The organism is Clostridium sp., from assembly GCF_051650885.1.
Taxonomy (GTDB): Bacteria; Bacillota; Clostridia; order Clostridiales; family Clostridiaceae; genus Clostridium.
In genome coordinates this window covers 18165-39755 of the sequence record NZ_JBOFRG010000263.1, presented here as the reverse complement: position 1 = coordinate 39755, position 21591 = coordinate 18165, and the positions used below count along the sequence as shown (strand labels likewise).

The following is a 21591-nucleotide window of genomic DNA, read 5'->3' as shown; positions in this document are numbered from 1 at the left end:
ATTTTTCAAAACTTTCTAAGTCTGGATAATCTTTAAATAATGTTTCTGTAACCTGATTTACTTTAACATCAGTAGTTTGTGCTGAAAGACACGTTGCTACTAATAATTGAAATGGAGTTTCATGATTTAACTCACACTTTGCATCAGGATATGTTTCTTTTAATATTTCTAATATTTCTTTTGTTCTTTTTTTCATGTTTTCACCTCTTTAAAAGGCTATTTATAAACTCCTCTATAGCTTTCTGGTAAAAGATTTGCAATACCTTTCATCATTAAAGTCATACATCTATCATCATACTCATGCTTATCATCTTCCTTTTCTTTTTTAGGAAGAACTATAGGCTTTCCAAACTTTATAGTTACATCAGCATCATACCACTTTTCTGATCCCATATCTTTACTATCAGCTATTGGTAATAGCTTATCTGTTCCTGCCATTCCTATAGGGATTATAGTTGCCTTAGACATTCTTGTAAGAAGTAGTATTCCTTTTTTACCTTCTATCATAGCTCCCGTTCTACTTCTTGTTCCTTCAGGGAATATCATTATATTCTCCCCATTTTTAAGAGTTTTAACCATTGTTGTCATAGCTTGTTTATCAGCACTATTTGGACTTATTGGTATATTTTTAACCATTTCCATTCCTATATTAGTTATAGGATCATCTGATAATTTTTTTCCTGCTATAAAATATGGATCAAAATCTTTTTTCAATATTCTATTTAATACTAAACCATCTGAATTACTTAAGTGATTACAAATAAATAATATTGGTCCTTCTATATCCTTAATATCTTCATAACCTTCTATTTTTAAATTAGCGTGTTTATTTATGTATCCATCAGTAATTTTTTTTCCCATGAATACAGTTAACCCTTTTGGTAAATTAGTTATTATTTTTTTCGCAAACGGTGATAACATCCGTCTATCCACCTCTTCCTCTGAAATTTCTCTCACCTTATTATATGATATAAAATTATAAAAGTCTATTTATGTAATCCTTTATATATGGCGAATCTGTTTTTATATGGTCTATATTTTCTCCTGTATATAATTTTTTTCTTATTATACCATTTCTTATTAAAACATTCTTTCCTCTCCAACCACAGGATGTCTTTTTAAATGTTTCTTTAAAATCTCCATTTGTCATTTCAATTAAATTTTCACTATCTTCCTTTTCCATAAAAGTAAATGGCTTAAACTCACATAATATTCCACTTTGGACATTCTCATTAAACTTACACTTTAATTGACAACTGTCGCATCCAAAAACTCTTCCCTTTAAAAGCTTCATCTCTTTATCTTCTAAATGCTTTTTTTGAGTTAGATAAGAAAGACATATATTCGTGTTTCTCTTAAAATTATTTATAGCCTTTGTAGGGCACTCTTTAAAACAAACACTACATTCCCCACACTCTTTATATTCACTCAATTCCTTTATCCTGCTATCTTCTTCTCCATTCAAATCTAAATCCGTTATAATTTCACCTAAAAATACATATGAGCCATATTTCTCTGTTATTACCATATTATTTTTTCCTATAAAGCCAACCTTCCCTAAGTATGCTATATATCTTTCTGGAAGGGTATTGCTATCTACAAAGCTTTCTGCCTTATATCCACATTCCTTAATAAACTCACATATTTTATCTAAATAAAAATGCACCACTCTATGATAATCCATGCCTCTTGTATAAATTGAAAAACCTGTATCTTCTAAATCTTTTCCAAAGGAATAAGGGAAAGCTATAGTTATTATAGTTTTCCCATCTTCCATATATAGAAAAGGATTTATTCTTTTTTCTATATCCTCTTCTTCAAATTCATTTTCACATTTTTCTTTTTTTCTCTTTAAAAAAACTTCTTCAAGTTCTGTAAATTTTCTCATCTTTACAAATCCAACAGTATCTAAATTTATACTTCTACAAAACTCTAATATTTTTTCTCTGTTCATATATCCATCCTTTTAAATTAAATAATCATATTATTATATATCTTTTTTCTTCTTCCTTCAAAGTCTTCTATCTCAATAATGTTATTCATTTTTTTCCCTATAACCTGTGCTGGAATTCCTACGGCTGTGCTATCATCTTCTATATCTTTTAGCACAACTGAATTTGCTCCTATTTTAACATTATCTCCAATATTTATAGGTCCTAAAACCTTTGAGCCACTTCCTATTATAACATTATCTCCAATTGTAGGATGTCTTTTACCTGTATCTTTTCCAGTCCCGCCAAGTGTTACTCCATGATAAATAGTTACATTTTCACCAACCTCAGCTGTTTCACCTATAACTACTCCCATTCCATGGTCTATAAAAAGACCTTTTCCTATTGTAGCTCCTGGATGAATCTCTATTCCAGTTAAAAACCTTCCAATTTGAGATATAAGTCTTGCAATAAAAAATCTTTTTTTCTTATATAATTTATTTGAAAACCTATGCAAAATAGTTACATGAATGGATGGATATAATATAAACACTTCTAGTTTACTTCTAGCGGCAGGATCTTCTTTTAATATTCTTTCTAAATCATATTTTAATCTTTTAAACACCGCTCTTTCTCCTCCTGTTTTAAATCTAATTAATCGTAAATTCCAGTTGAAAGATACTTTTCTCCTCCATCAGGTGCTACAACTAATATCTTTTTACCTTTTCCAACTTCTTTAGCTAAATCTAAAGCAATTTTTATAGCAGCTCCAGATGAAATTCCAACTAAAACTCCTTCTTCTCTTCCAAATCTCTTTGCTATATCATATGCCTCTTCGTTAGTTACAGTTCTTACTTCATCAACATAATTTTTATCATAGTTATCTGGAATAAATCCTGCACCTATTCCTTGAATCTTATGAGGTCCTGGATTTCCACCACTTAATACCTTTGAATCTTCTGGCTCTACTGCAATAGTTTTTAAATTTGGTAATCTATTTTTTAAATTTTTAGAAACTCCTGTTACAGTTCCACCTGTTCCTACTCCTGCAACAAAATAATCTAAATCATTTAAATCTTCAAAAATCTCTTCTGCAGTAGTCTTATAATGTTTTTCTGGATTTGCTATATTTTCAAACTGCTGTGGAATAAAATACCCTTCTTCTGCTCCAAGCTCTTTTGCTTTTTCAATAGCTCCCTTCATCCCTTTAGCTCCTTCTGTTAAAACAAGCTCTGCTCCATAAGCTCCTATAAGACTTCTTCTTTCTTTAGTCATGCTATCTGGCATAACTATAATTACTCTATATCCTTTAAGTCTTCCTATCATAGCTATAGATATTCCTGTATTCCCACTTGTAGGTTCTACTATAACTGAACCTTCTTTTAAAAGTCCAAGTTCTTCTGCTTTTTCTATCATTCCAAGTGCTGCTCTATCTTTTACGCTACCCCCTGCACTAAATTTTTCAAGCTTTACATAAACCTCTGCACTATTTTCCTCAACTAAATTATTTACCTTTAATATTGGTGTTTTCCCTATTAAGTCTAATACATTGTTATAAATCATTTTCCATTCCTCCTAATTTTAAAATAATAAAAAAAGCCCCATCTCTATACATGTATATGCATAGAGACGAAGCTATAAATTCTTCGCGGTTCCACTCTACTTAGGTGTATATTAACACCTCACCTTAATCGAACACAAACATGTTCTATTGCTATAACGGGCAACACCGTAAGCTCATACTTTAACTTTTCTGAACTTAAGCTCAAAAGGGCACTTCATCTAATTTCCAATGTAATGAGTCTCAGCTTCTCTCATTTTCTCTGTAACTTTTCCACTAAACTACTCTTCTTTTTCTCTGCTTTTAATTCTGACTATTTTGATATGTTTTCTATAATTTAATTATATGCTTTTTACTATTTCTGTCAACAGTTTTTCATTTTATTTTTTCTAAAATTCTTTTAACTTTTTTTTCAATCTCCTTTGAAGTAAGAATATCACTTATTATTGCATAACCTTCAACCTTTGAAATTTCTTTTATATTTTCTTCTTTTATTCCTCCAATAGCTACTATAGGAATATTTATATTATTTTTTATCTCATTTAATACATCTAAGCCTGTATCTTTTGCATCTTTTTTAGTTTCTGTTTTAAATATTGCACCTACACCTATATAGTCAGCACCATTTTCTTCTGCTATTTTTGCCTCTTCTAAATTACTTGTAGATACTCCTATTATCATATCTTTTCCAACTAATTTTCTTACATGCTCTAACGATATATCTTTTTGACCTACATGCACTCCATCTGCATTTGAAAGCATCCCTATATCCACTCTATCATTAACTATAAATAATGCATCATACTTTTCTGTTAGTTTTCTAAGCTCTAATGCTTTTTCTAAAAATTCTTTTCCTAAAGTATCTTTTTCTCTTAATTGAATTGTTTTTACTCCAGCTTTTAATGCTTTTTCTATTTCATCAAAAAAATCTTTTCCCTTCAAAAGCTCTTTATCTGTTACTAAATATAATTTAAGCTTGTCCGATATTTCTTTTCTCATTTTTCATCAATCTCCCCTTCAACATTTCTACTGGCATTATTACCACCAACACACTTGTTAATAAGCTTTCAACTCCTGCACTTGAAAAATTATATATAATTGAATAAACCAAAGGATTCATTCCCACAGGTGCATATTGTCCAAAATATAAAACTCCCGATATAGTACTTGATACAGTTCCTAAAATCCCTGCAAAAAGACATCCTAAAAATATTTTCCACTTCTTATCTGTCCCAAATATATTTGCAAGTCCAAGTGCCATACAAGGAAGTATATAATCTAATAAAAACTGTGCTGGATTTATTATTACACCACCATTCATAAGCTTTAAAACTCCAAATAATATTCCGCAAGTTATAGCCTCTCGCCTTCCACAAATAAGACTTAAAAGCATTATAGGCATCATTGAAAATAATGTTATCCCCCCACCTTGTGGATATTTTATAAATTGAATAAAATATAGCATTATAGATATTGCAGCAAACAATCCTATAAGTATTACGCTTTTAGTATTGAATTTATATTTTCTGATATCAAAAAAGTGAAGTCCTATAAGAAAAAATCCTATTAATGTAACTCCTATTGTCATACAAGTTCACCTACCCTTTTACCTTCTAATGCCATATTCCAAAATTCCAATTCGTAAATACTGCATTTTCTAAATATTTGGATGTATCTTCTCTTTTCTTCTTTAGATGAATCCTTGCAAAGTTTATTTACATAACTTAACCATACTTTTTTAAAATCATTATAGCTTTCTTCACCATAAAGATTTATCCAATCTTTATAATAATTATTTTCAAGCTTTGCATTTTTAACTAAGTATTCTCCAATAAAACCATAGCTCCAACTGCAAGCAAGAGTTGCTATACCTATATCCTTAATATCCCCTTGTAGTGCCACATTAAGCATATAATTTGTGTAATTTATATTTCTATCATCAGCCTTTGTTTTCTCTGCTTCTTTTTCAGAAACTCCAAGCTCCTCCATATACCTTATATGTGAGGCTCCTTCTTCCATAGTTCCATTTATAGATTTATATAAAAATCTCATTTCATCCATATCCTTAGATTTAACTATCCCCATACAAAACAACTTTGCATATTCTTTTAAATATAAATAATCTTGCACTAAATAATCTCTAAATAATTCTCTATCTAAAGTTCCATCCTTCATCCCCTGTATAAAAGGATGTCTTAGATACGCTTCCCAAATATCCTTTACTTCTTCATATAAAACCTCTGTAAATTCCATATTAAAAGCCTCCCCCAATTTTCATATTTTCTTCTAGCACTTCATCATTAAATTTAGATATATTATCTATTAAACTTACTCTAAAGCTACCAAGTCCTATATTATCCTTATAGCTCTTTTCTCCTGCTATTCCCATAGTTAAAACGCCAAGCTTTGCACTATCAAAAGAGTTTAACCCACTTCCTAAATATGCCCCTATTAAAGATGCTGTCATGCAGCCTGTCCCTGTTATTCCCTTTAGCATTTTTACACCATTATAAACTTTTATTATATTTTCTTTATCCGCTATATAGTCAATTTTTCCTGTTAATGCTATAGTTGTATTTAATTTTTCTGCTATTCTTCTTAACACTTCAACATTTATTTCACCATCTTCTGAATCTACGCCTTTTCCTTCAAACTCTAATCCTGCTAAGCTTTTTATTTCAGCTAAATTTCCCTTTATAACTGTGAAATTAGCCTCACTTAATAATTTATCAACAAACTCTTTTCTAGCCTTTGTTGCAAAAACTCCAACAGGGTCTAAAACTACTGGTTTATTGTACTTATTTCCTAATTTCGCTACCTCTAAAAACAGCTCTAATCTTTCTGAGTTCATTGTTCCTATATTTATTACAACTGCTGAAGAGATACTAACTAATTCCTCTGCCTCCTCCTTTGAATAGCTCATAAGAGGGCTTCCCCCTATTGCAAGGGTTATATTTGCACAATCATTTATTGTAACCTCATTTGTATAATGAAGTACTAATGGATTTTTCTCTCTTAAATTTTTAACTAATCCCATTTATTCTTCTCCTTCTATCTCATAAAAATGATTTACAGGTCCAACTCCATGACCTAACCTAAAACTATGTCTTATAGCCTCTGTTATATAATTTTTTCCTTTCTCAATAGCTTCTGAAATTTCATATCCTAATGCTAAATTAGATGTTATTGCTGAAGAAAGAGTACAGCCTGTCCCATGTGTGTTATTTCTATTTAATCTTTCACTTTTATAACGCTTAAATACACCTTCACCTATTAATATATCTACTGCTTCACCATCTAAATGTCCACCTTTTACAAGTACATATTTAGGTCCATAATTTAATAACTTTTTACCCGCTTCTATCATATCTTCTTCCGTATTAATTTTTAATCCTGTAAGTTCCTCTGCTTCTGGTATATTAGGTGTAATTAAATAAGCCATTGGAATTAAAATTTCTCTAAGTGCTTCTTTTGCTTTAGGTTCTAACAATGAAAATCCACTTTTTGAAATCATTACTGGATCTAAAACTATTTTTTCAGGCTTGTACACCTTCAACGCTTCACCTATAGCTCTTATTATTTTTTCATCTGAAACCATTCCTATTTTTACTCCATGAACCTTAATATCATCAAACACTGCACTGATTTGCTTTTTTATAATTTCTTCACTTAGATTTTCTACTGCAAAAACTCCCATAGTATTTTGTGCTGTTATTGCTGTAATAACACTCATTCCATAAGTTCCATTTGCACTAAAACTTTTTAAATCAGCCTGAATCCCTGCTCCTCCTGATGAATCTGAACCTGCTATTGTTAATGTATTTTTTCTATATTTTTTCACATCAACTTCCCCCTTTTTTTTATTAAAATATCAAAGCCGTTTCCCCTTATGTTTCCACGTAAACAAATCGCTTTTTTAAATTTCTAAAACCTTAGTTAAACCACTAACTATAGGCTTTTATAGAACATAAAATTTTATACTTTCCTAGACATAAAAAAAAGCTATATTCCGATTTTGGGAATATAGCTTCAATAATTACAAAAGTATTACCATTTTAAAAATGGCTCAAAACGCTTCCCTTCGCTGGTATTATCCATATCAGGTTCTTAGGGTTAATGTATTTCACATCTCTCAGCCAAATGGCACCCCTAGCTTATATTTATTTTTTCTAATTATGCTCTTTTATTACTCTCTTGTCAATATTAATCTTTTTGCTTTTTATTTTTCTTTTTCCATAGTGGATATAAATCTTCATCAATTATATCGTGTACTACAACTATTCCAACTAGCTTTTCTTCTTCATCTATAACTGGTACAGATAAAAGGTCGTACTTACATATAAGCTCTATTGCTTCATCAATATCATCTTCATGATGTAGTGTTTGAAAATTCGCATCCATAATATCTTCTAATTTTTCTGTGCTTCCACTTAAAATAAGGTCTCTTAATGATATAAGTCCCCTTATCTTTTCATTTTTATCTGTTATATAAATATAATACATTTCTTCTTCATCAGGTTTTATTTCTTTTAAAATTTCAACAGTTTCAAGAACAGTTACATCTAAATTTAAAGCTATAAAGTCCTTTGTCATAATACTTCCTATAGTTTCATCTTCATATTCTAAAAGTTCTTTAACTTCTTTTGCATCTTCTTTTTCTAAGTTTATCAGAATTTTTTCTCTTTCTTCTTCATCTAGGTCATCTAAAATATCTGCAATCTCATCACTTGCCATATTTTCTAAAAGCTCTGCTGTCTTTTCTTCTGATAATTCCTTTATTACTTTACCTTTAAATTCTTGTTCAAGCTCTTCTAAAGTATCTGCTGCTAAGTCTTCATCTAAAGATTCAAAAACCTGTTTTCTTGATTTTGTATCAAGCTCTTCTATAATATCTGCTAAGTCTGCTGGATGTAGCTGACTTAATTTTTTATAAGGCACTTGAAGCTTTAAGTTGTTATTTACCATTTCTAAAGATTCAACATCTTCCCATCTTAAAACAGTTCCTTCAACATTTTTTCCCACTAATTTATAGAAAAACTTCATCATTTTTTCTATTTTTAGTCTTTTATATTTACTTAATGCACCTGTTTCTACTGCAACTACCCTAAATTCTCCACCAATTTCAGCAATTCTTAAATCATCAACTCTAACAACTTGCTTTCCATTTATATCTACAATCTTTCTATCTAATAAATGGCGTGATAAAAGATATGAGTATGTTCTTGGTAATATCTCTTTACTTCCTCTAGTTTTTATTATTATTTTTCCATCCTTAGAAAAATACTGTATACTTCTAAATTCAAAATGATATGTTATCCCATCTCTCTTCACTTTGTACCCAATAATTCTTGGATACCCCGCTTCTGTTGTTACATATACATCTTTTAAAACTCCTAATACATCATTAAATTCATCATACATTTTCTTATCTAATATATCTGTAAATGAAAATGCTAATAATCTCTTCATCATAGTTCCCCCTTCTTCTTAGAGAAAACTTTCCATGCTAAATGAAGGCTTTGCTCTAAGCTTATAAATTCTGAGTTTTGGATTTTCACTTATTTGAGGTCCTTCCTCCATTTTTTAACACTCTCCTTTTTTCTTAACAGTTAAAAAGTGAATCTTACAGTAGATTCACTTTTTAAGTTTCTGCCTAATATCTTTAATCAAATATGATTTTAACTGCAATCTTATCAAATGCTTTAATTCTATTATATCTAGCCTTATAGCAAAATGGAATACGATTTTTAAATTTATTTGTTTTCTAACATTAATCTAGTCTTTTTAAATTTCAAAATCGCTTTTTCTAATACTATTAAAAATATTATTTCACTTATTATTGTATAAGGAAATACACTTAATTTTATTAAAATAGAAATATTTTCTACAAGAATTGCAATTAATATTATAGTTAGGCTATATATTCCTTTTTTATTTACATTAGGCTTATCCATAAATAATGTACCGAATATAAGAAAAGCTCCTAACATAATCACTATCATTGCAGTAATAAACTCACCATATTTAAGTTGTATTATATATCCAAAATTCATATCAAGCATAACTTTACCTTCGCTAAATGCCATAAAAATTAAGTATATACAAAGTAATACTCCACCAACTCCATAAATTGTGTTTACTGAAACATTATCAAATCTTAAATATATAAAGAATAACCCAAGAACTACTAAAGGAATTACTAAATAATTTAAATACACTAAGTCTTTTAAATAATACACAACCTCAACATTTTTAAGTAAGCATATTAATAAAAGAGTAATGTACCTAAATAGAAACAGCCCTAGTGATATTCTAAAATACATTTTCAACTTTTTAGGTGAATTTTCCTCATTTTTTAATATTAAATTCATTATAAAAAAAAGTATAAATATCAACATTAAATAATAGATAAAACTCAAAATCTTTACCTCCCCATTACATAATTGTTATTTATACTTATTAATCATATCTTTAATTTATTCCTAGAATTTTCACTCCACCTTTAATACATGAAATCTCTAATGGAAAATCTGGTCCTTTTTCTCCATCTATATCTGTTGAAATATCTTCCTCACATTGGACTAAAAGATTTTTTGTTTTAAAATAAAGTATTTTATTTGAATCTAAATGTTCTCCTTTTAAAACCTTAACTAAAAGTGGTAACATTTCTACAATTAAAACTGGTTTAAATAAAACTACATCAAGCATTCCATCTTCAACATCTGCTCTATTTGCTAAATTTATATTTCCAGCTGTTTTCCCATTAAATATAAGCATTAAATACATTTGCCCTTCATAAGTATATTCATCTGCTTTAAGCTTAACCTCTAGTTTTCTAAAGTTTCTGAGCTCTTCCACACCTTTTATATAATATGCTAGTTTTCCTAGTGCATTTTTAAGTCCCGAATCAATTTTTTGTGATACATCAGTAAATAATCCCATACTTGCTACATTCACAAAATATTTTTCATTTATTTTTCCAATATCAATTAATTTTGGCTCAGCTGTTCTAACTATTCTCTTACATGCTTCTTCTACATCCTTTGGAATTTCTAAAAGCTTTGCAAAATCATTTGCAGTTCCAAGTGGTAATATTCCAAGTGGTAAATCAATATCTCTTTCTTTCATTACATTAACTACAGAATCTATTGTTCCATCTCCACCTGCAACTAAAATATACTTAAAACTTTCATCAATATCATCAAATGCTTCTTCTAAGGACCTTCCCTTAGTTATTCTATAGGGACATATTACATATCCAGCTTCTTGATGAATTTGAACAACCGTATCTAAATTTTGAAGTATTGCTCTTTCTCCTGAATACGGATTATAAATAAACCTTACTTTATCCATTCTGTTCCTCCCTTAAAAATCAGGCTATTTTAAAATTATATCATCTTTTTTCATCCTTTGCTTATTTTATTCATAATTTTAACACTTTATTTTTATTTTTCTCTTAATATGAAATTTTCCACTTATATTATAACTACTTATATGCTATAATTAATCATTGTAGGTTATATAAAAATTTAGGAGTGATTATATGAAGAAAAGTTGTATTCCTAATATATTTACATTTATAAATTTATCTTGTGGGGTATTATCTTTATTATCAGCCTTTGATGGGCACTATCTTTATTCAGCATTATTTATAATTTTAGCTGGTATTGTAGATAGATATGACGGAAGAATTGCAAGATACTTAAATGTATCTAGTGAATTAGGAAAGGAATTGGATTCTTTAGCAGACCTTGTATCATTTGGTGTTGCTCCATCTATACTAACATTCTTATTATTTGGCTTTGGCCATCTTGGATTACTTAGTATATTAGGCTATGCAGTTTTATTAGCATTTCCTATATGTGGTGCTTACAGACTTGCTAGATACAATGTATCTACTTTTGATGGAAACTTTAGAGGAATTCCAATAACTATTGCAGGTTGCTTTATTGCATTATTTGTTGTTATAGCTGTACTTGTTAAAATCCCTGCTACATTAGGGCTTGTTTTAGCATTTATTTTTATGATACTTGGTGCATACTTAATGGTTAGTAATATAAAACTTAAGAAATTATAGATTAGTAGAGAAAGTCTTTCACTTTCTCTACTTTTTATTTTAATTGTTTTTAAAATTAAGCTCATGATTAATTTCCGTTTGAATTACATCACTTATCTCTTTTTCTATATGTCCTTTTGCATAGTTTTTCCCCAGTACTTCTCCTTTAAGCTTCATGTATTCTAAGAATTTATCGTCATGTTTATCTATTCCATCAATAAAGCCATCTATTATTTTTCCAAGATCATCGACTCTATCTAATGCATCGTTTATATCACCTTTTTTTCTACCATAAATTGTATTTAATTCTGCTGCACCTCCTATTAATAATCTATAGGAATCTACAAGTCTTTTTAAAATCTCTGTAAGCTGTATTAATTCATCATATTGCCCTTCTATTATATGTTTGCCCATAAATTCTCCTTATATTATAAAAGAGAGGATTTTCTCCTCTCTTTTTTTATTTATTTTTTGCAATTACATTTACAATCATGTATTTCCACTTTTATTTCTTCTACATATTCATCATCTGCAATAGTAAAGAACTTTCCTTCTTCTTTACATTTATTTTTACTTTTTTCTTTTTTGCAGCCGCATTCATTATTTTTTTTATCTATAGGTTTTTCGCATTTATGTTCTACATGCTCTTCTTTTTTCTTATTACATTTACATTTATTTCTTTCATCATCATCATCATCATTTGAATCAAATTCAAATATATCAGATACGTTTAAATTATCTTCTTCTATTCCTCTCATATCTTCTACATCTTCTATTTCTTCAAATTCTAACAAGTTTTCTATTTTTTCAATTTCAAAGAAATATTCTTTTGGGAATCTACAGTACATATTATCACCCTTTACACTTTTTAGTTTCATAATCTGGTTTAAAATATTCTTTTTCATATTTGCATAGAGGACATACTTTAGGTGGTTCATATCCTTCATGAATATAGCCACAATTTAAACAATGCCATGTTATTTTAGAATCAGATTTAAACATCTTTTTATTTTTTATAAGTTCGCACAAGCCTAAAAACTTGTCTCTGTGAGATTCTTCAACTTCTCTAAGTTCTTTATAGAATGCTTCTATTTCTGTAAAGCCTTCCTTCCTTGCGACTTCTTGAAATTCTTTATATATCTTCTCTGTTTCTTCATTTTCACCACAAGCTGCCTTTAAAAGATTTTGTTCTGTTCCTTCAACATTCTCTAAAAATCTTTTATAAGCCTCTCTTGAATGTGCATATTCATTTTCAGCTATTTCTTCAAAAATGTGGCTAACCCAAACATACCCTTCAGCCTTTGCTTTTTCTGCAAACAAACTATACTTTCCTCTTGCCCTTGACTCACCTGCAAAAGTTTTATAAAGATTTTTTTCCGTTTCACTTCCAGAGAGTTTCATTTTTTTCCTCCTGCATAATTTTTATATTATACAAGTTATTCATCTTAAATTTTTTTGTTACTTTCAGTAATTAAAATCTTTAAATTTTCATCGCAAGAAATCGTAAATTCCTCACCTTCTTTATTTTTAGTGTTTAAATTTACTTTATACCCCCAAAGCTTACACATATACTTTAATGTTTCTTTTGCATAAGACATTTCAAGCTCACGTCCATCAAAAACATGTTCTAATGTTAATGTGTAATCTCTTTTATTCATGTCTATAACTCGTATATGTGGTATTCCTTGAACTCCAGTACTTTGTGCAAGTGCATCCCTTATCTTTTTCCATCCTTCTTCATCTGAGACCTCTTCAATTACAAAATCAAAAGTCTTTTTAGCATATTTAAATAAATTAAGCTCTTCACAAAGCTCTCTAGTTAAATATCTTCTTATAAAAGATGAGTCTCTTTCTAAAGCTCTTACTTCAAATACCTTTTCCATTCCTTCTCTTTCATAAAGGTCCATAAATATTTTAAACCCAATATAATAAGGATTTAACCCGCCTATCATTGGAGCTACTACATCATTATGTCTTTTTAAAAATTCTAAATGAAGTCCTTCTGGTAACTCTAAGTTTTTCAAAAGATTATAGTGACAAAAACAAGCCCACCCTTCATTTATAGTCTTTGTTTCTATTTGAGGAAGAAAATATTCCGATTCCCTTTTTACAATTCTTAAAACATTTTTTTCCCACTCTTCTAAATTTCCATGTTCAATAATAAATCCCATTACATCATCTCTTGGCTCTAATGGTATTTTATCTATTTCAGGAACTTCTACTTCTTTATAGCTATCTAAAATTCCTCTTTCACGAATTTCTTTTTTATAATCACTTATCCTTCTTTCTTTTATTTCTCTATCTGATATTTCTTTTACTCCAACACTTCTTCCTATACTATATTTTATTGAATGTGCTGCATCTAAGATTTTTTCTACTTTTTCATATCCAATAGAAGGATTGTTTATATAGCTTCTTATTATTTCTGCATCTAGTTTAAACATTTCTAAGGTTCTATCTGCATTTGTTCCTTCTACAAACAATCTATTATTTTTAAAGAAATCATTATGTCCATATACATGGGCAATAGTTAAAATTTGAAGAAGAAGTGTATTTTCATTCATTAAATAAGCTAAACAAGGGTTTGAGTTAATTACCATCTCATATGGAAGCCCTGTCATATTTAAAGAGTATAAAGTCTTATTCTTTTCATATGATTTCCCATAGCTCCAATGAGGATATTTAGAAGGCATACCTACATATGCCTCATATCCTATCATTTCATTAAATCCTATAATTTCAAACTCTTGGGGATAATAGTTTAATCCAAATTTCTTTGCTTCAGCTTCAATCTTTTCATTCCATTTTTCTAAATCTTTTAAATTGTATTCCAAGCCCTATTCCTCCCCTAATTCCTTATTTAATATTGTTTTTAATGCATCCCATAAGTCTTTCTTTTCTCTTACAATTACAGGTACAAAATTCTCTGCCTCTATTTCTTTAAAAAATCTATAGTACATTGTAGTTGAATAAGTTGAAGGAAGTAATTCACAGTATGCAAACATATTGCTTATCTCACATAACTTTTTCACACTTTTCATAGCTCTTTCATTATCTTCAGTCCAGTTATCACCATCACTAGCATAGACAGGGTATATATTCCACATATCACTTGGGTATTCTTCTTCTATTAGCTCTAATGTTTTATCTATTCCACTTGAAATATAAGTTCCTCCTGATTCTGCCTTATGGAAAAATTCAAACTCATTTACTCTTTTTGCAGTTGTTGTATGGGATACAAATTCAAATGCTATATTGTTGTACTTTTTCTTAATAAATCTTGAAAGTACAAAGAAAAATGACCTTGCCAAATATTTTTTTGTACTATCCATAGAACCAGATACATCCATTATAAACACCATAAGAGCATTACTTTCTCTCTTTGGTTTTTTCTTTACTCTATAATATCTTAAATCATCTTCTCTAAATGGAAATCTTTCTACTAATTCATTATCACCATCAAGATTTTCTTCCATCAATGCACGTTTTTTTCCTTGCTTTCTTGCTATTTTAGACATAACAGTTTTCTTTTTAGCAAGTCGTGGTCTTATACCATATTTTTGATATCCACACTTTCTTCCTGCACTTTCTACTAATATCTCTGAATATTTCTTTCTATCTAAATTAGGCAGATCTAAATCTTCAACTATATAGTCTAATAGTTCTTCTAAGGTGATTTCAGTTTCATAAACATCATCACCTTCATTATTTCCTGCCCCTTTTCCATTTCCTTTTCCAGCCTTTGGCTTTCCACTTCCTATTTTATCTCCACGCTTTTCATCACCTTCGCCTGTAGCAACACCACCTGAGTTTTTACCATAGACAAACTGATACTCTTTTATTCCTCTTATAGGTATCTTAAACTTTTTATTTTTTCCTTCTCCTATAATGCTTTCCTCTGATAAAATATCACCTAAATTTTCTTTTATAGACTTTTCAACTAATTGCCTATGCCTTCTTCTATCTTCAATTGACCTATCATGGTCTACTGGATTTACTGTGTTGTCTCTAAATATTGCCATTTTTAATCCTTCCAAAGATTATTTGCAGCATATTTTAATATTACATCGCAGCAATGTAGGCAATATCCATTGTTTTGCATTTCAGTTACCATAGCATTATATTTTTCTGTTTGCTCTTTATTTCTAACTCTTGATTTAGTAATAATTCTTGAAAGGTCTTTAACAGATGCCATAAGTTTCTTTTCTATAGCTTCTTTTAAAGGCTCATATGATGAATATTCAATAGTTGCACCTTGTCTAATTAAATAGAACATGTATGATGTAACATCAGCTCTGAATCCCTTACATGATGATTCAGAAACTCCAATATATTCTTCTATACTTCTCATGAACTCTTCATCTGGATTTAACTCTTCACCAGTTGATGAATCTTTTATTTTGCTCTTATTTACAAAAGCCTCTGCATTATCTATATAATTGTTAAATAAGCTTTCTGCTTGTTCTTTAAATGAATGAATAAATGCTTTTGTAATTTCTTTTTCAAGAATCTTATTATATTCTTTTCTAATTGTATCTTGAATAAATCCAAGATATCTTTTCTTGTCATCACTTGCAATATCCATTTCTTTAACTGATTTTATAATGCTTTCCATTATGCTTAATGGATTTATACAATTATGCTCTGAATTTGAAAGAGCATTATCTATAACTTTAACTATAAATCTAGTTGAAATTCCCTTCATTCCTTCATAAGCACCAGCTTCTTCACGTAATTCACCTATATCAATTCTCTTAGTTGAACCTTTTTCTACAATTTCTTCACCATTATAAATTTTAAGCTTAGTTATAGGGTCAACCTTATTAGAACCAACAAGTCTTGAAAGTATTGCAAACATAGCTGCAATTTGGATTGTGTGTGGTGCTATATGCGCATTAAATGTGCTCTTTTTAAGTATTTTTTCATATATTTTAATTTCTTCATCAAGCTCTAAACAATATGGAACTTCAATTTTTACTATTCTATCTAAAATAGCTTCATTAGTATGATCTGACTTAAACTTATTCCATTCAGCTTCATTTGAGTGAGCTACAATAACTCCATCAAAATAAATCATTGAACCTTTTCCTGGTGAAGGAACAGATTTCTCCTGAGTAGCTGTAATTATAGTATGCAAGTATTCAACATCATTTTTGAATACCTCTATAAACTCAACCATACCTCTATTACCAACATTGAATGCCCCATTTAATGAGAATATTCTAGGGTCATCTTCTGCATACATATCCATTTTAGAAATATCAATTGAACCTGTTAAAATTGAAGTATCTTGATTATTAGGGTCTACCGGAGGAACTACTCCAATTCCCTTTCTTGAACGTATTGAGAAACCTTTCTTTTCAATTGGCATTTCTTCATATTTCCCACCAAACTCATTTATAAGTCTGTACTTACAAACAGGACAAAGGTCTCCTTCTATTTTCACTCCAAGTTCTTCTTCAAATTGTGCTCTTAAATGTTTAGGAATTAAGTGAAGAGGCTCTTCATGCATTGGACACCCTTTAATTGAATAAATTTGCTCACAAGTTTCTAACGCTTTTTTTAATGATTCAACTAAAGATGATTTACCTGCACCAACTGGTCCAACTAAATATAACACTTGTCTTGCTTCCTCTCCTTGCATTGCAGCAGAGTGGAAGTAATTCATAAGCTTCATGACAACTTTATCAATTCCAAAGAAATTATCTTTAAAAAATCCATATTTTCTTATTATTTCATTTCCATAAATTCTTTTAACTTTATAGTTTTCTTCTCCTTTTAATACCTCTACTCCCTTTTCAGAAATCTTATCATATAACCTTTTATGTGATAGCTTCGCTATATCTGGGTTTTCTTTTACTATTTCTAAATAATCTAAAAATGTCCCATTAAACTTTTCCTTTTCTCTATTTTCTCTATCGGTTTGTATAAACTTTCTAAAATCCATAATACAATCCCTCCTTTTTACTTAAAATATATTCTTAATTCTCACTCTTATATGACAAAAAAAAAGAATTAAAAATCTATTTTTCTAATTCTTTCAACTTTAATTTACATATTACTTATTAAAAATCATCTCTTAAATATCTAAACTCTCTTTATTTCTACTCTTTTTTAATCTATTTCTTTTTCGTATTCTTCAAAATATTTTTCTTTTATTTTTTTGCACTTTTTACACATCACAACTTTTATTCTTCCATTTTCATCTTCACCACTTTGTATATATTCTCTATATACATGTTTGCAAAATACCTGTTTTACTTTATTCGCCATTTTAAATCCCTCCATATACATTTTTTAAATATATATTTATCTCAATTCCTTAATATGACTTTCTACAAATATTTTGCTTTTATTATTTTTTACACCTATCTTAGCTTCCTAATTATATTTATTTTTACAAAAAAGAACTTAGCTATGATTTTCTTAGCTAAGTTCTTTGCCTTTAAATATTTATAATTCTAACTATATTTTCTACTGTTTTTTCTAAGTTCTTTTGCCCCTCTTTAAGTGCTGTGTCTAAATCTGTAACACCTCTCATAATGCTAAAGATTCCATCTATTCCAACTTCATAAAGATTTTCTGAACCATCTTCTACTTTTCCTGCAAATGCTATCACTTTTGCATTCTCTAGTTTTGCACTTTTAGCTACTCCCATTGGTGTTTTCCCAAAGATAGTTTGTGAATCTATTGCTCCTTCTCCTGTAAATACATAGTCCGCACCCTTTACTTTTTCTTTTAAGCCACTATGTTCTATTACAAGATCTATACCTCTTTTTAGCTTTCCATTTAAGAATGCTAAAAGTGCTGCTCCAAGTCCACCGGCTGCTCCACTTCCTTCTACATCCTTAACTTCTATACCTAAATCTTTTTTTATAACTCTTGCATAGTTTGTAAGAGCTTTATCTAAAGTCTCTACCATTTCTTCTGTTGCACCTTTTTGTGGTCCAAAAACTCTTGATGCTCCAAACTCTCCAACTAATGGGTTTGTTACATCACAAGCAACTTCTATAGATGTATTTTTAATTCTTTTATCTAAACCTTCTATATCTATTCTTTCTAGTTTTAAAAGTTCTTCTCCTCCAAAACCTAATTCCTTATCTTCTTTATCATAAAATTTTACTCCAAGTGCCATAAGCATTCCTACACCACCATCATTTGTAGCACTTCCACCTATTCCAATTACTATATGCTCTGCTCCATTATCTAAAGCATGTAATATCATTTCTCCAGTTCCATAAGTTGTAGCTAAAAGTGGATTTCTATTTTCTCTTTTTACAAGACCTATTCCACTAGCTTGTGCCATTTCTATAACTGCTCTTTTTCCATCTCCTAAAATTCCATATAAAGCACTTATTTTTCTATCATCTGCCATTGGTGGCGTTACCATTACTTTTTCAAATCTTCCATTAGTTCCATTAACTAATGCTTCAACCGTTCCCTCACCACCATCTGCCATTGGAACCTTTATGCACTCTGCATCTTTAATAACCTTTTTAATTCCTCGCTCCATAGCATTACATGCTTCCTTTGATGTCATACTTTCTTTAAATGAATCTGGTGCTAATACAAATTTCATAAATTTCTCCCCCTGTTTTCCCTTAAAATTTTTTCTTAAAGTATTATTCCGAATATTATTGTTGATGTTATTGCCATTACTAATCCAACTAATGACTCAAAAGGTATAAGCATTAATCTTTCCTTCATTTCACATCCTACACTTCCTCCAGTTGCATGGAAAAAGCTTCCGTGTGGTAAGTGGTCTAAAACTGTTGCTCCTGAATGTATCATAGCTGCTGCACTAAGTGGTGCTACTCCAAGCTCTAATATAGCTGGTCCAAATACTGATGAAGCAACTGCTGTTCCTGATGTTGTTGAAGCTGTTGCAGCTGACATAAGAACTCCTGAAACTGGTGCTAATGCAAAGCTTGGTAAACCTAGCATATTTATTCCATATATTATAAGGTCTTTTAATCCTGAATTTGAAATTATTCCTGCAAGGGTTCCTGTTCCAATTAAAAGTATTGCAACTCCTGTCATTTTTCCTATCCCAAAGCTTGCATAACTATTTAAATGCTTCACTTTTCCCATAGCTATAACTCCAACTATTCCTCCAACTGGAAGTGCTATTAATGGGTCTATTGCTATTCCAAGGGTTGGTCTTAACATTAATAGTATTATTGTAACTACTGGACCTGTTATTGCTGATAAAAAGCTTGGCATATCTTTTTCTTCAGTAGCGCCACTTTCTAATATTATTTTGCTTCCTTTTCCTTTAAGCTTTTGTGCAACTATACAAGTTACTATAACTCCTACTATTGCTGGAATTATTCCAACCATCATTACTTCTGTTAATGAAACTCCTAAGTTATCAGCCGCTGCAATTGCATTTGGGTTTGGAGACATTATGTTTCCTGCCTTTCCTCCACCTATCATTGCTAAAAGTATAGCTGTTTTACTTAGTCCTACTCTATGACCTATTGCAAGTGCAATTGGTGATACTGTTATAACAGCAACATCTACAAAAACTCCAACCATTGTTAAAACCATTGTTGCTATAGCTAATGCAATAAGTGCTTTTGATTCACCTATTTTATCTACTATTGTACTTGCAATTTTAGCTGCTGCTTTTGATTCAATTAATACACCTGCTAAAACTCCTGCTGTAACAATTCTTAAGATAGCTGGCATCATTCCCTTTGACCCTTCTATCATAAGTGTAACTGTATCTGTAAGAGATGCTCCCCCTACAATTCCTCCAACTAAAGCCCCAAGTATAAGACTATATGCTGGATGAACCTTCTTTATTATTAAAAAGATAGCAATTATAAGTGCTACAATTGCTCCTAAAGCTGTAACTGTAATATCCATAAATTCTTCCCTCTCCCTTTGTTAATCTTTTAACCATGCTTTTATATTACAACTTTCAGTAAACAGTTTCATTGTGCACTTGCACAAACTTCATATAGAATTTTTATGCTTTTTTAAATATTTGGTAGTAAAGGTAAGCATTTGTATATCTTAACCTATCTACTGTTCTATCAAATTTCAGTCCTGTTTTATCTTCTATTTTATTTACTCTATATAAAAGAGTATTTCTATGTATGTGTAATTCTTTTGCTGTATTTGCCCTATCAAAATTTAAGCTTGCTAGATGTATAAATGTTTCTAATATCTCTTCTCCCTCTTCCTTTATTTTCTTTAATATAATATTTGAATCTCCATTTTCTAAAGAATATCCAAGGGAATTTAAAAATAATATATCGCCTTTATCCTTTATTATCTTGCTTTTACAATTTATTTTTATTGCTATTGAAAGAGCCATATTTGTATTTCCATAAACATCTGATAAATCTCCTTTGAATCTTGTTATAATTGCTCTATTTATCATATTTTCAAAGCTTTTTAACAACAGTCCCATAGAATCTTTTTTATTTTCTATAAATATAATTCTCTTTTCACTTAAGAAAACTATATTAAACCTTTCTTCAAAAGACTTGCTTTTTATTTTTGCCTTATCCTTAAATTCTTCTGTAACCTCTATAAGTGCAAATCTATACTCTTCCCTTACATCGATAGAAAGCTTTAATCCTCTTTCTATAAAATCCATATCATATTTTTCTTTTTTATGAAGCCATTCTGATAAAAATTCTCTCTTTATTTTATCTTTTATAATAAACTTTTGAATGCTATATTCTTGATTTATTAAAAGCTCTGACGTAACCTTTACTAAACTTCCAAAGTTTCTTACCTTATCTGGATGGCCTGTTACCCCTATAACACCGATTATTCTATTATTAAAGCTAATTGGAATATTAACCCCCATTTTGCTTCCTTCTTTATCCTCATCATTATAAATTTCTATACATTCTTCTACCTTTAAAGCTTCTAATGCTCCTAGATGCAGATTTCCTATTCTTTCTTTTTCTCCACTAGCTATTATGATAGCCTTCTTGTCCATTATATTTACATTGTAAGGTAGTATATCCATCATTTTATCTACAACAATTTGTGCAAGCTCTTTACTTAACATAATAATCCCC

General features: G+C 29.7%; 24 protein-coding genes, 1 riboswitch and 1 other annotated feature. Of the genes, 1 reads left to right on the top strand and 23 read right to left on the bottom strand.

Translation table 11 applies throughout. The features are described 5' to 3' along the window. The 13 genes from ACRC28_RS12715 to ACRC28_RS12655 form a co-directional block, all read right to left on the bottom strand. The coding region (locus tag ACRC28_RS12715; RefSeq protein ID WP_438543822.1) for an endonuclease III domain-containing protein at positions 1 to 196 on the bottom strand (196 nt) is incomplete at its 3' end. 20 nt (positions 197 to 216) lie between these two features. Next, positions 217 to 921 carry a lysophospholipid acyltransferase family protein gene (locus ACRC28_RS12710; protein WP_438543821.1) on the bottom strand — a complete coding sequence of 235 codons (705 nt, stop codon included), beginning with the start codon at positions 919 to 921 and terminating at the stop codon, positions 217 to 219. A 55-nt stretch (positions 922 to 976) separates the two neighbouring features. Further along, positions 977 to 1954, bottom strand: coding sequence for a tRNA epoxyqueuosine(34) reductase QueG (gene queG, locus ACRC28_RS12705; RefSeq protein ID WP_438543820.1), 978 nt, complete (start codon positions 1952 to 1954; stop codon positions 977 to 979). A gap of 17 nt (positions 1955 to 1971) precedes the next feature. Beyond that, positions 1972 to 2556 carry a serine O-acetyltransferase EpsC gene (gene epsC, locus ACRC28_RS12700; protein WP_438543819.1) on the bottom strand — a complete coding sequence of 195 codons (585 nt, stop codon included), beginning with the start codon at positions 2554 to 2556 and terminating at the stop codon, positions 1972 to 1974. 29 nt (positions 2557 to 2585) lie between these two features. Further along, a complete protein-coding gene (cysK, locus tag ACRC28_RS12695) occupies positions 2586 to 3494 on the bottom strand; it encodes a cysteine synthase A (RefSeq protein ID WP_438543818.1) in 909 nt (302 codons plus the stop codon). A gap of 59 nt (positions 3495 to 3553) precedes the next feature. After that, positions 3554 to 3799, bottom strand: a binding site (T-box leader). Between the two features lie 68 nt (positions 3800 to 3867). Beyond that, positions 3868 to 4491, bottom strand: a complete 624-nt coding sequence (gene thiE / locus ACRC28_RS12690) for a thiamine phosphate synthase (RefSeq protein ID WP_438543817.1) — start codon at positions 4489 to 4491, stop codon at positions 3868 to 3870. After that, the gene (thiT, locus tag ACRC28_RS12685) at positions 4463 to 5080 is read right to left on the bottom strand and encodes an energy-coupled thiamine transporter ThiT (RefSeq protein ID WP_438543816.1); all 618 of its coding nucleotides are present in this window, start codon (positions 5078 to 5080) and stop codon (positions 4463 to 4465) included. The genes thiE and thiT overlap by 29 nt, the downstream gene beginning before the upstream one ends. Continuing rightward, entirely contained in the window at positions 5077 to 5745 is a 669-nt protein-coding gene (gene tenA, locus ACRC28_RS12680; RefSeq protein ID WP_438543815.1) for a thiaminase II, read from the bottom strand. Before tenA ends, thiT begins: the two co-directional genes overlap by 4 nt. A 1-nt stretch (position 5746) precedes the next feature. Further along, on the bottom strand, positions 5747 to 6529 hold the full coding sequence (gene thiM / locus ACRC28_RS12675) for a hydroxyethylthiazole kinase (RefSeq protein WP_438543814.1): 783 nt from the start codon (positions 6527 to 6529) through the stop codon (positions 5747 to 5749). After that, positions 6530 to 7333 (bottom strand): bifunctional hydroxymethylpyrimidine kinase/phosphomethylpyrimidine kinase, encoded by an 804-nt coding sequence (gene thiD, locus ACRC28_RS12670; protein WP_438543813.1) that lies wholly within the window; start codon positions 7331 to 7333, stop codon positions 6530 to 6532. It lies immediately after the preceding gene. A gap of 218 nt (positions 7334 to 7551) precedes the next feature. After that, a riboswitch (TPP riboswitch) is annotated at positions 7552 to 7653 on the bottom strand. A gap of 42 nt (positions 7654 to 7695) precedes the next feature. Next, positions 7696 to 8961: a magnesium transporter gene (locus tag ACRC28_RS12665; RefSeq protein WP_438543812.1), complete on the bottom strand. Its 1266-nt coding sequence runs from the start codon at positions 8959 to 8961 to the stop codon at positions 7696 to 7698. Between the two features lie 284 nt (positions 8962 to 9245). Next, complete coding sequence (locus ACRC28_RS12660; RefSeq protein WP_438543811.1) at positions 9246 to 9911, bottom strand: hypothetical protein; 666 nt, start codon at positions 9909 to 9911, stop codon at positions 9246 to 9248. 52 nt (positions 9912 to 9963) lie between these two features. Continuing rightward, on the bottom strand, positions 9964 to 10845 hold the full coding sequence (locus ACRC28_RS12655) for a YegS/Rv2252/BmrU family lipid kinase (protein ID WP_438543810.1): 882 nt from the start codon (positions 10843 to 10845) through the stop codon (positions 9964 to 9966). A gap of 190 nt (positions 10846 to 11035) precedes the next feature. Between ACRC28_RS12655 and pssA the strand changes: the two genes are divergently transcribed. Beyond that, the gene (gene pssA / locus ACRC28_RS12650; RefSeq protein WP_438543809.1) at positions 11036 to 11569 is read left to right on the top strand and encodes a CDP-diacylglycerol--serine O-phosphatidyltransferase; all 534 of its coding nucleotides are present in this window, start codon (positions 11036 to 11038) and stop codon (positions 11567 to 11569) included. Positions 11570 to 11608: 39 nt separating this feature from the next. Here pssA and ACRC28_RS12645 read toward each other — a convergent pair whose 3' ends face one another. The 10 genes from ACRC28_RS12645 to ACRC28_RS12600 all read right to left on the bottom strand — a co-directional run bounded on the left by ACRC28_RS12645 (position 11609) and on the right by ACRC28_RS12600 (position 21581). Continuing rightward, positions 11609 to 11962: a hypothetical protein gene (locus ACRC28_RS12645; protein WP_438543808.1), complete on the bottom strand. Its 354-nt coding sequence runs from the start codon at positions 11960 to 11962 to the stop codon at positions 11609 to 11611. Between the two features lie 50 nt (positions 11963 to 12012). Beyond that, positions 12013 to 12396, bottom strand: a complete 384-nt coding sequence (locus ACRC28_RS12640) for a hypothetical protein (RefSeq protein ID WP_438543807.1) — start codon at positions 12394 to 12396, stop codon at positions 12013 to 12015. A gap of 4 nt (positions 12397 to 12400) precedes the next feature. Next, positions 12401 to 12949 carry a rubrerythrin family protein gene (locus ACRC28_RS12635; RefSeq protein WP_438543806.1) on the bottom strand — a complete coding sequence of 183 codons (549 nt, stop codon included), beginning with the start codon at positions 12947 to 12949 and terminating at the stop codon, positions 12401 to 12403. A 44-nt stretch (positions 12950 to 12993) separates the two neighbouring features. Then, entirely contained in the window at positions 12994 to 14382 is a 1389-nt protein-coding gene (locus tag ACRC28_RS12630) for a SpoVR family protein (RefSeq protein WP_438543805.1), read from the bottom strand. Positions 14383 to 14385: 3 nt separating this feature from the next. After that, the gene (yhbH, locus tag ACRC28_RS12625) at positions 14386 to 15570 is read right to left on the bottom strand and encodes a sporulation protein YhbH (protein WP_438543804.1); all 1185 of its coding nucleotides are present in this window, start codon (positions 15568 to 15570) and stop codon (positions 14386 to 14388) included. 2 nt (positions 15571 to 15572) lie between these two features. Continuing rightward, on the bottom strand, positions 15573 to 17495 hold the full coding sequence (locus ACRC28_RS12620) for a PrkA family serine protein kinase (protein ID WP_438543803.1): 1923 nt from the start codon (positions 17493 to 17495) through the stop codon (positions 15573 to 15575). 167 nt (positions 17496 to 17662) lie between these two features. Beyond that, a complete protein-coding gene (locus tag ACRC28_RS12615; protein ID WP_438543802.1) occupies positions 17663 to 17821 on the bottom strand; it encodes a hypothetical protein in 159 nt (52 codons plus the stop codon). Positions 17822 to 17993: 172 nt separating this feature from the next. Beyond that, complete coding sequence (locus ACRC28_RS12610) at positions 17994 to 19127, bottom strand: glycerate kinase (RefSeq protein ID WP_438543801.1); 1134 nt, start codon at positions 19125 to 19127, stop codon at positions 17994 to 17996. 35 nt (positions 19128 to 19162) lie between these two features. Then, entirely contained in the window at positions 19163 to 20419 is a 1257-nt protein-coding gene (locus tag ACRC28_RS12605; protein ID WP_438543800.1) for a GntP family permease, read from the bottom strand. A gap of 103 nt (positions 20420 to 20522) precedes the next feature. Then, entirely contained in the window at positions 20523 to 21581 is a 1059-nt protein-coding gene (locus ACRC28_RS12600) for a CdaR family transcriptional regulator (RefSeq protein ID WP_438543799.1), read from the bottom strand. Positions 21582 to 21591: the final 10 nt, after the last annotated feature.

Coding starts and splice junctions, on each gene's coding strand:
- ACRC28_RS12710 (WP_438543821.1), bottom strand. CDS start 921: ATGTTATCACCGTTTGCGAAAAAAATAATAACTAATTTACCAAAAGGG.
- queG (WP_438543820.1), bottom strand. CDS start 1,954: ATGAACAGAGAAAAAATATTAGAGTTTTGTAGAAGTATAAATTTAGAT.
- cysK (WP_438543818.1), bottom strand. CDS start 3,494: ATGATTTATAACAATGTATTAGACTTAATAGGGAAAACACCAATATTA.
- thiE (WP_438543817.1), bottom strand. CDS start 4,491: ATGAGAAAAGAAATATCGGACAAGCTTAAATTATATTTAGTAACAGAT.
- thiT (WP_438543816.1), bottom strand. CDS start 5,080: ATGACAATAGGAGTTACATTAATAGGATTTTTTCTTATAGGACTTCAC.
- tenA (WP_438543815.1), bottom strand. CDS start 5,745: ATGGAATTTACAGAGGTTTTATATGAAGAAGTAAAGGATATTTGGGAA.
- thiM (WP_438543814.1), bottom strand. CDS start 6,529: ATGGGATTAGTTAAAAATTTAAGAGAGAAAAATCCATTAGTACTTCAT.
- ACRC28_RS12665 (WP_438543812.1), bottom strand. CDS start 8,961: ATGAAGAGATTATTAGCATTTTCATTTACAGATATATTAGATAAGAAA.
- ACRC28_RS12655 (WP_438543810.1), bottom strand. CDS start 10,845: ATGGATAAAGTAAGGTTTATTTATAATCCGTATTCAGGAGAAAGAGCA.
- pssA (WP_438543809.1), top strand. CDS start 11,036: ATGAAGAAAAGTTGTATTCCTAATATATTTACATTTATAAATTTATCT.
- ACRC28_RS12645 (WP_438543808.1), bottom strand. CDS start 11,962: ATGGGCAAACATATAATAGAAGGGCAATATGATGAATTAATACAGCTT.
- ACRC28_RS12640 (WP_438543807.1), bottom strand. CDS start 12,396: ATGTACTGTAGATTCCCAAAAGAATATTTCTTTGAAATTGAAAAAATA.
- ACRC28_RS12635 (WP_438543806.1), bottom strand. CDS start 12,949: ATGAAACTCTCTGGAAGTGAAACGGAAAAAAATCTTTATAAAACTTTT.
- yhbH (WP_438543804.1), bottom strand. CDS start 15,570: ATGGCAATATTTAGAGACAACACAGTAAATCCAGTAGACCATGATAGG.
- ACRC28_RS12620 (WP_438543803.1), bottom strand. CDS start 17,495: ATGGATTTTAGAAAGTTTATACAAACCGATAGAGAAAATAGAGAAAAG.
- ACRC28_RS12615 (WP_438543802.1), bottom strand. CDS start 17,821: ATGGCGAATAAAGTAAAACAGGTATTTTGCAAACATGTATATAGAGAA.
- ACRC28_RS12610 (WP_438543801.1), bottom strand. CDS start 19,127: ATGAAATTTGTATTAGCACCAGATTCATTTAAAGAAAGTATGACATCA.
- ACRC28_RS12605 (WP_438543800.1), bottom strand. CDS start 20,419: ATGGATATTACAGTTACAGCTTTAGGAGCAATTGTAGCACTTATAATT.
- ACRC28_RS12600 (WP_438543799.1), bottom strand. CDS start 21,581: ATGTTAAGTAAAGAGCTTGCACAAATTGTTGTAGATAAAATGATGGAT.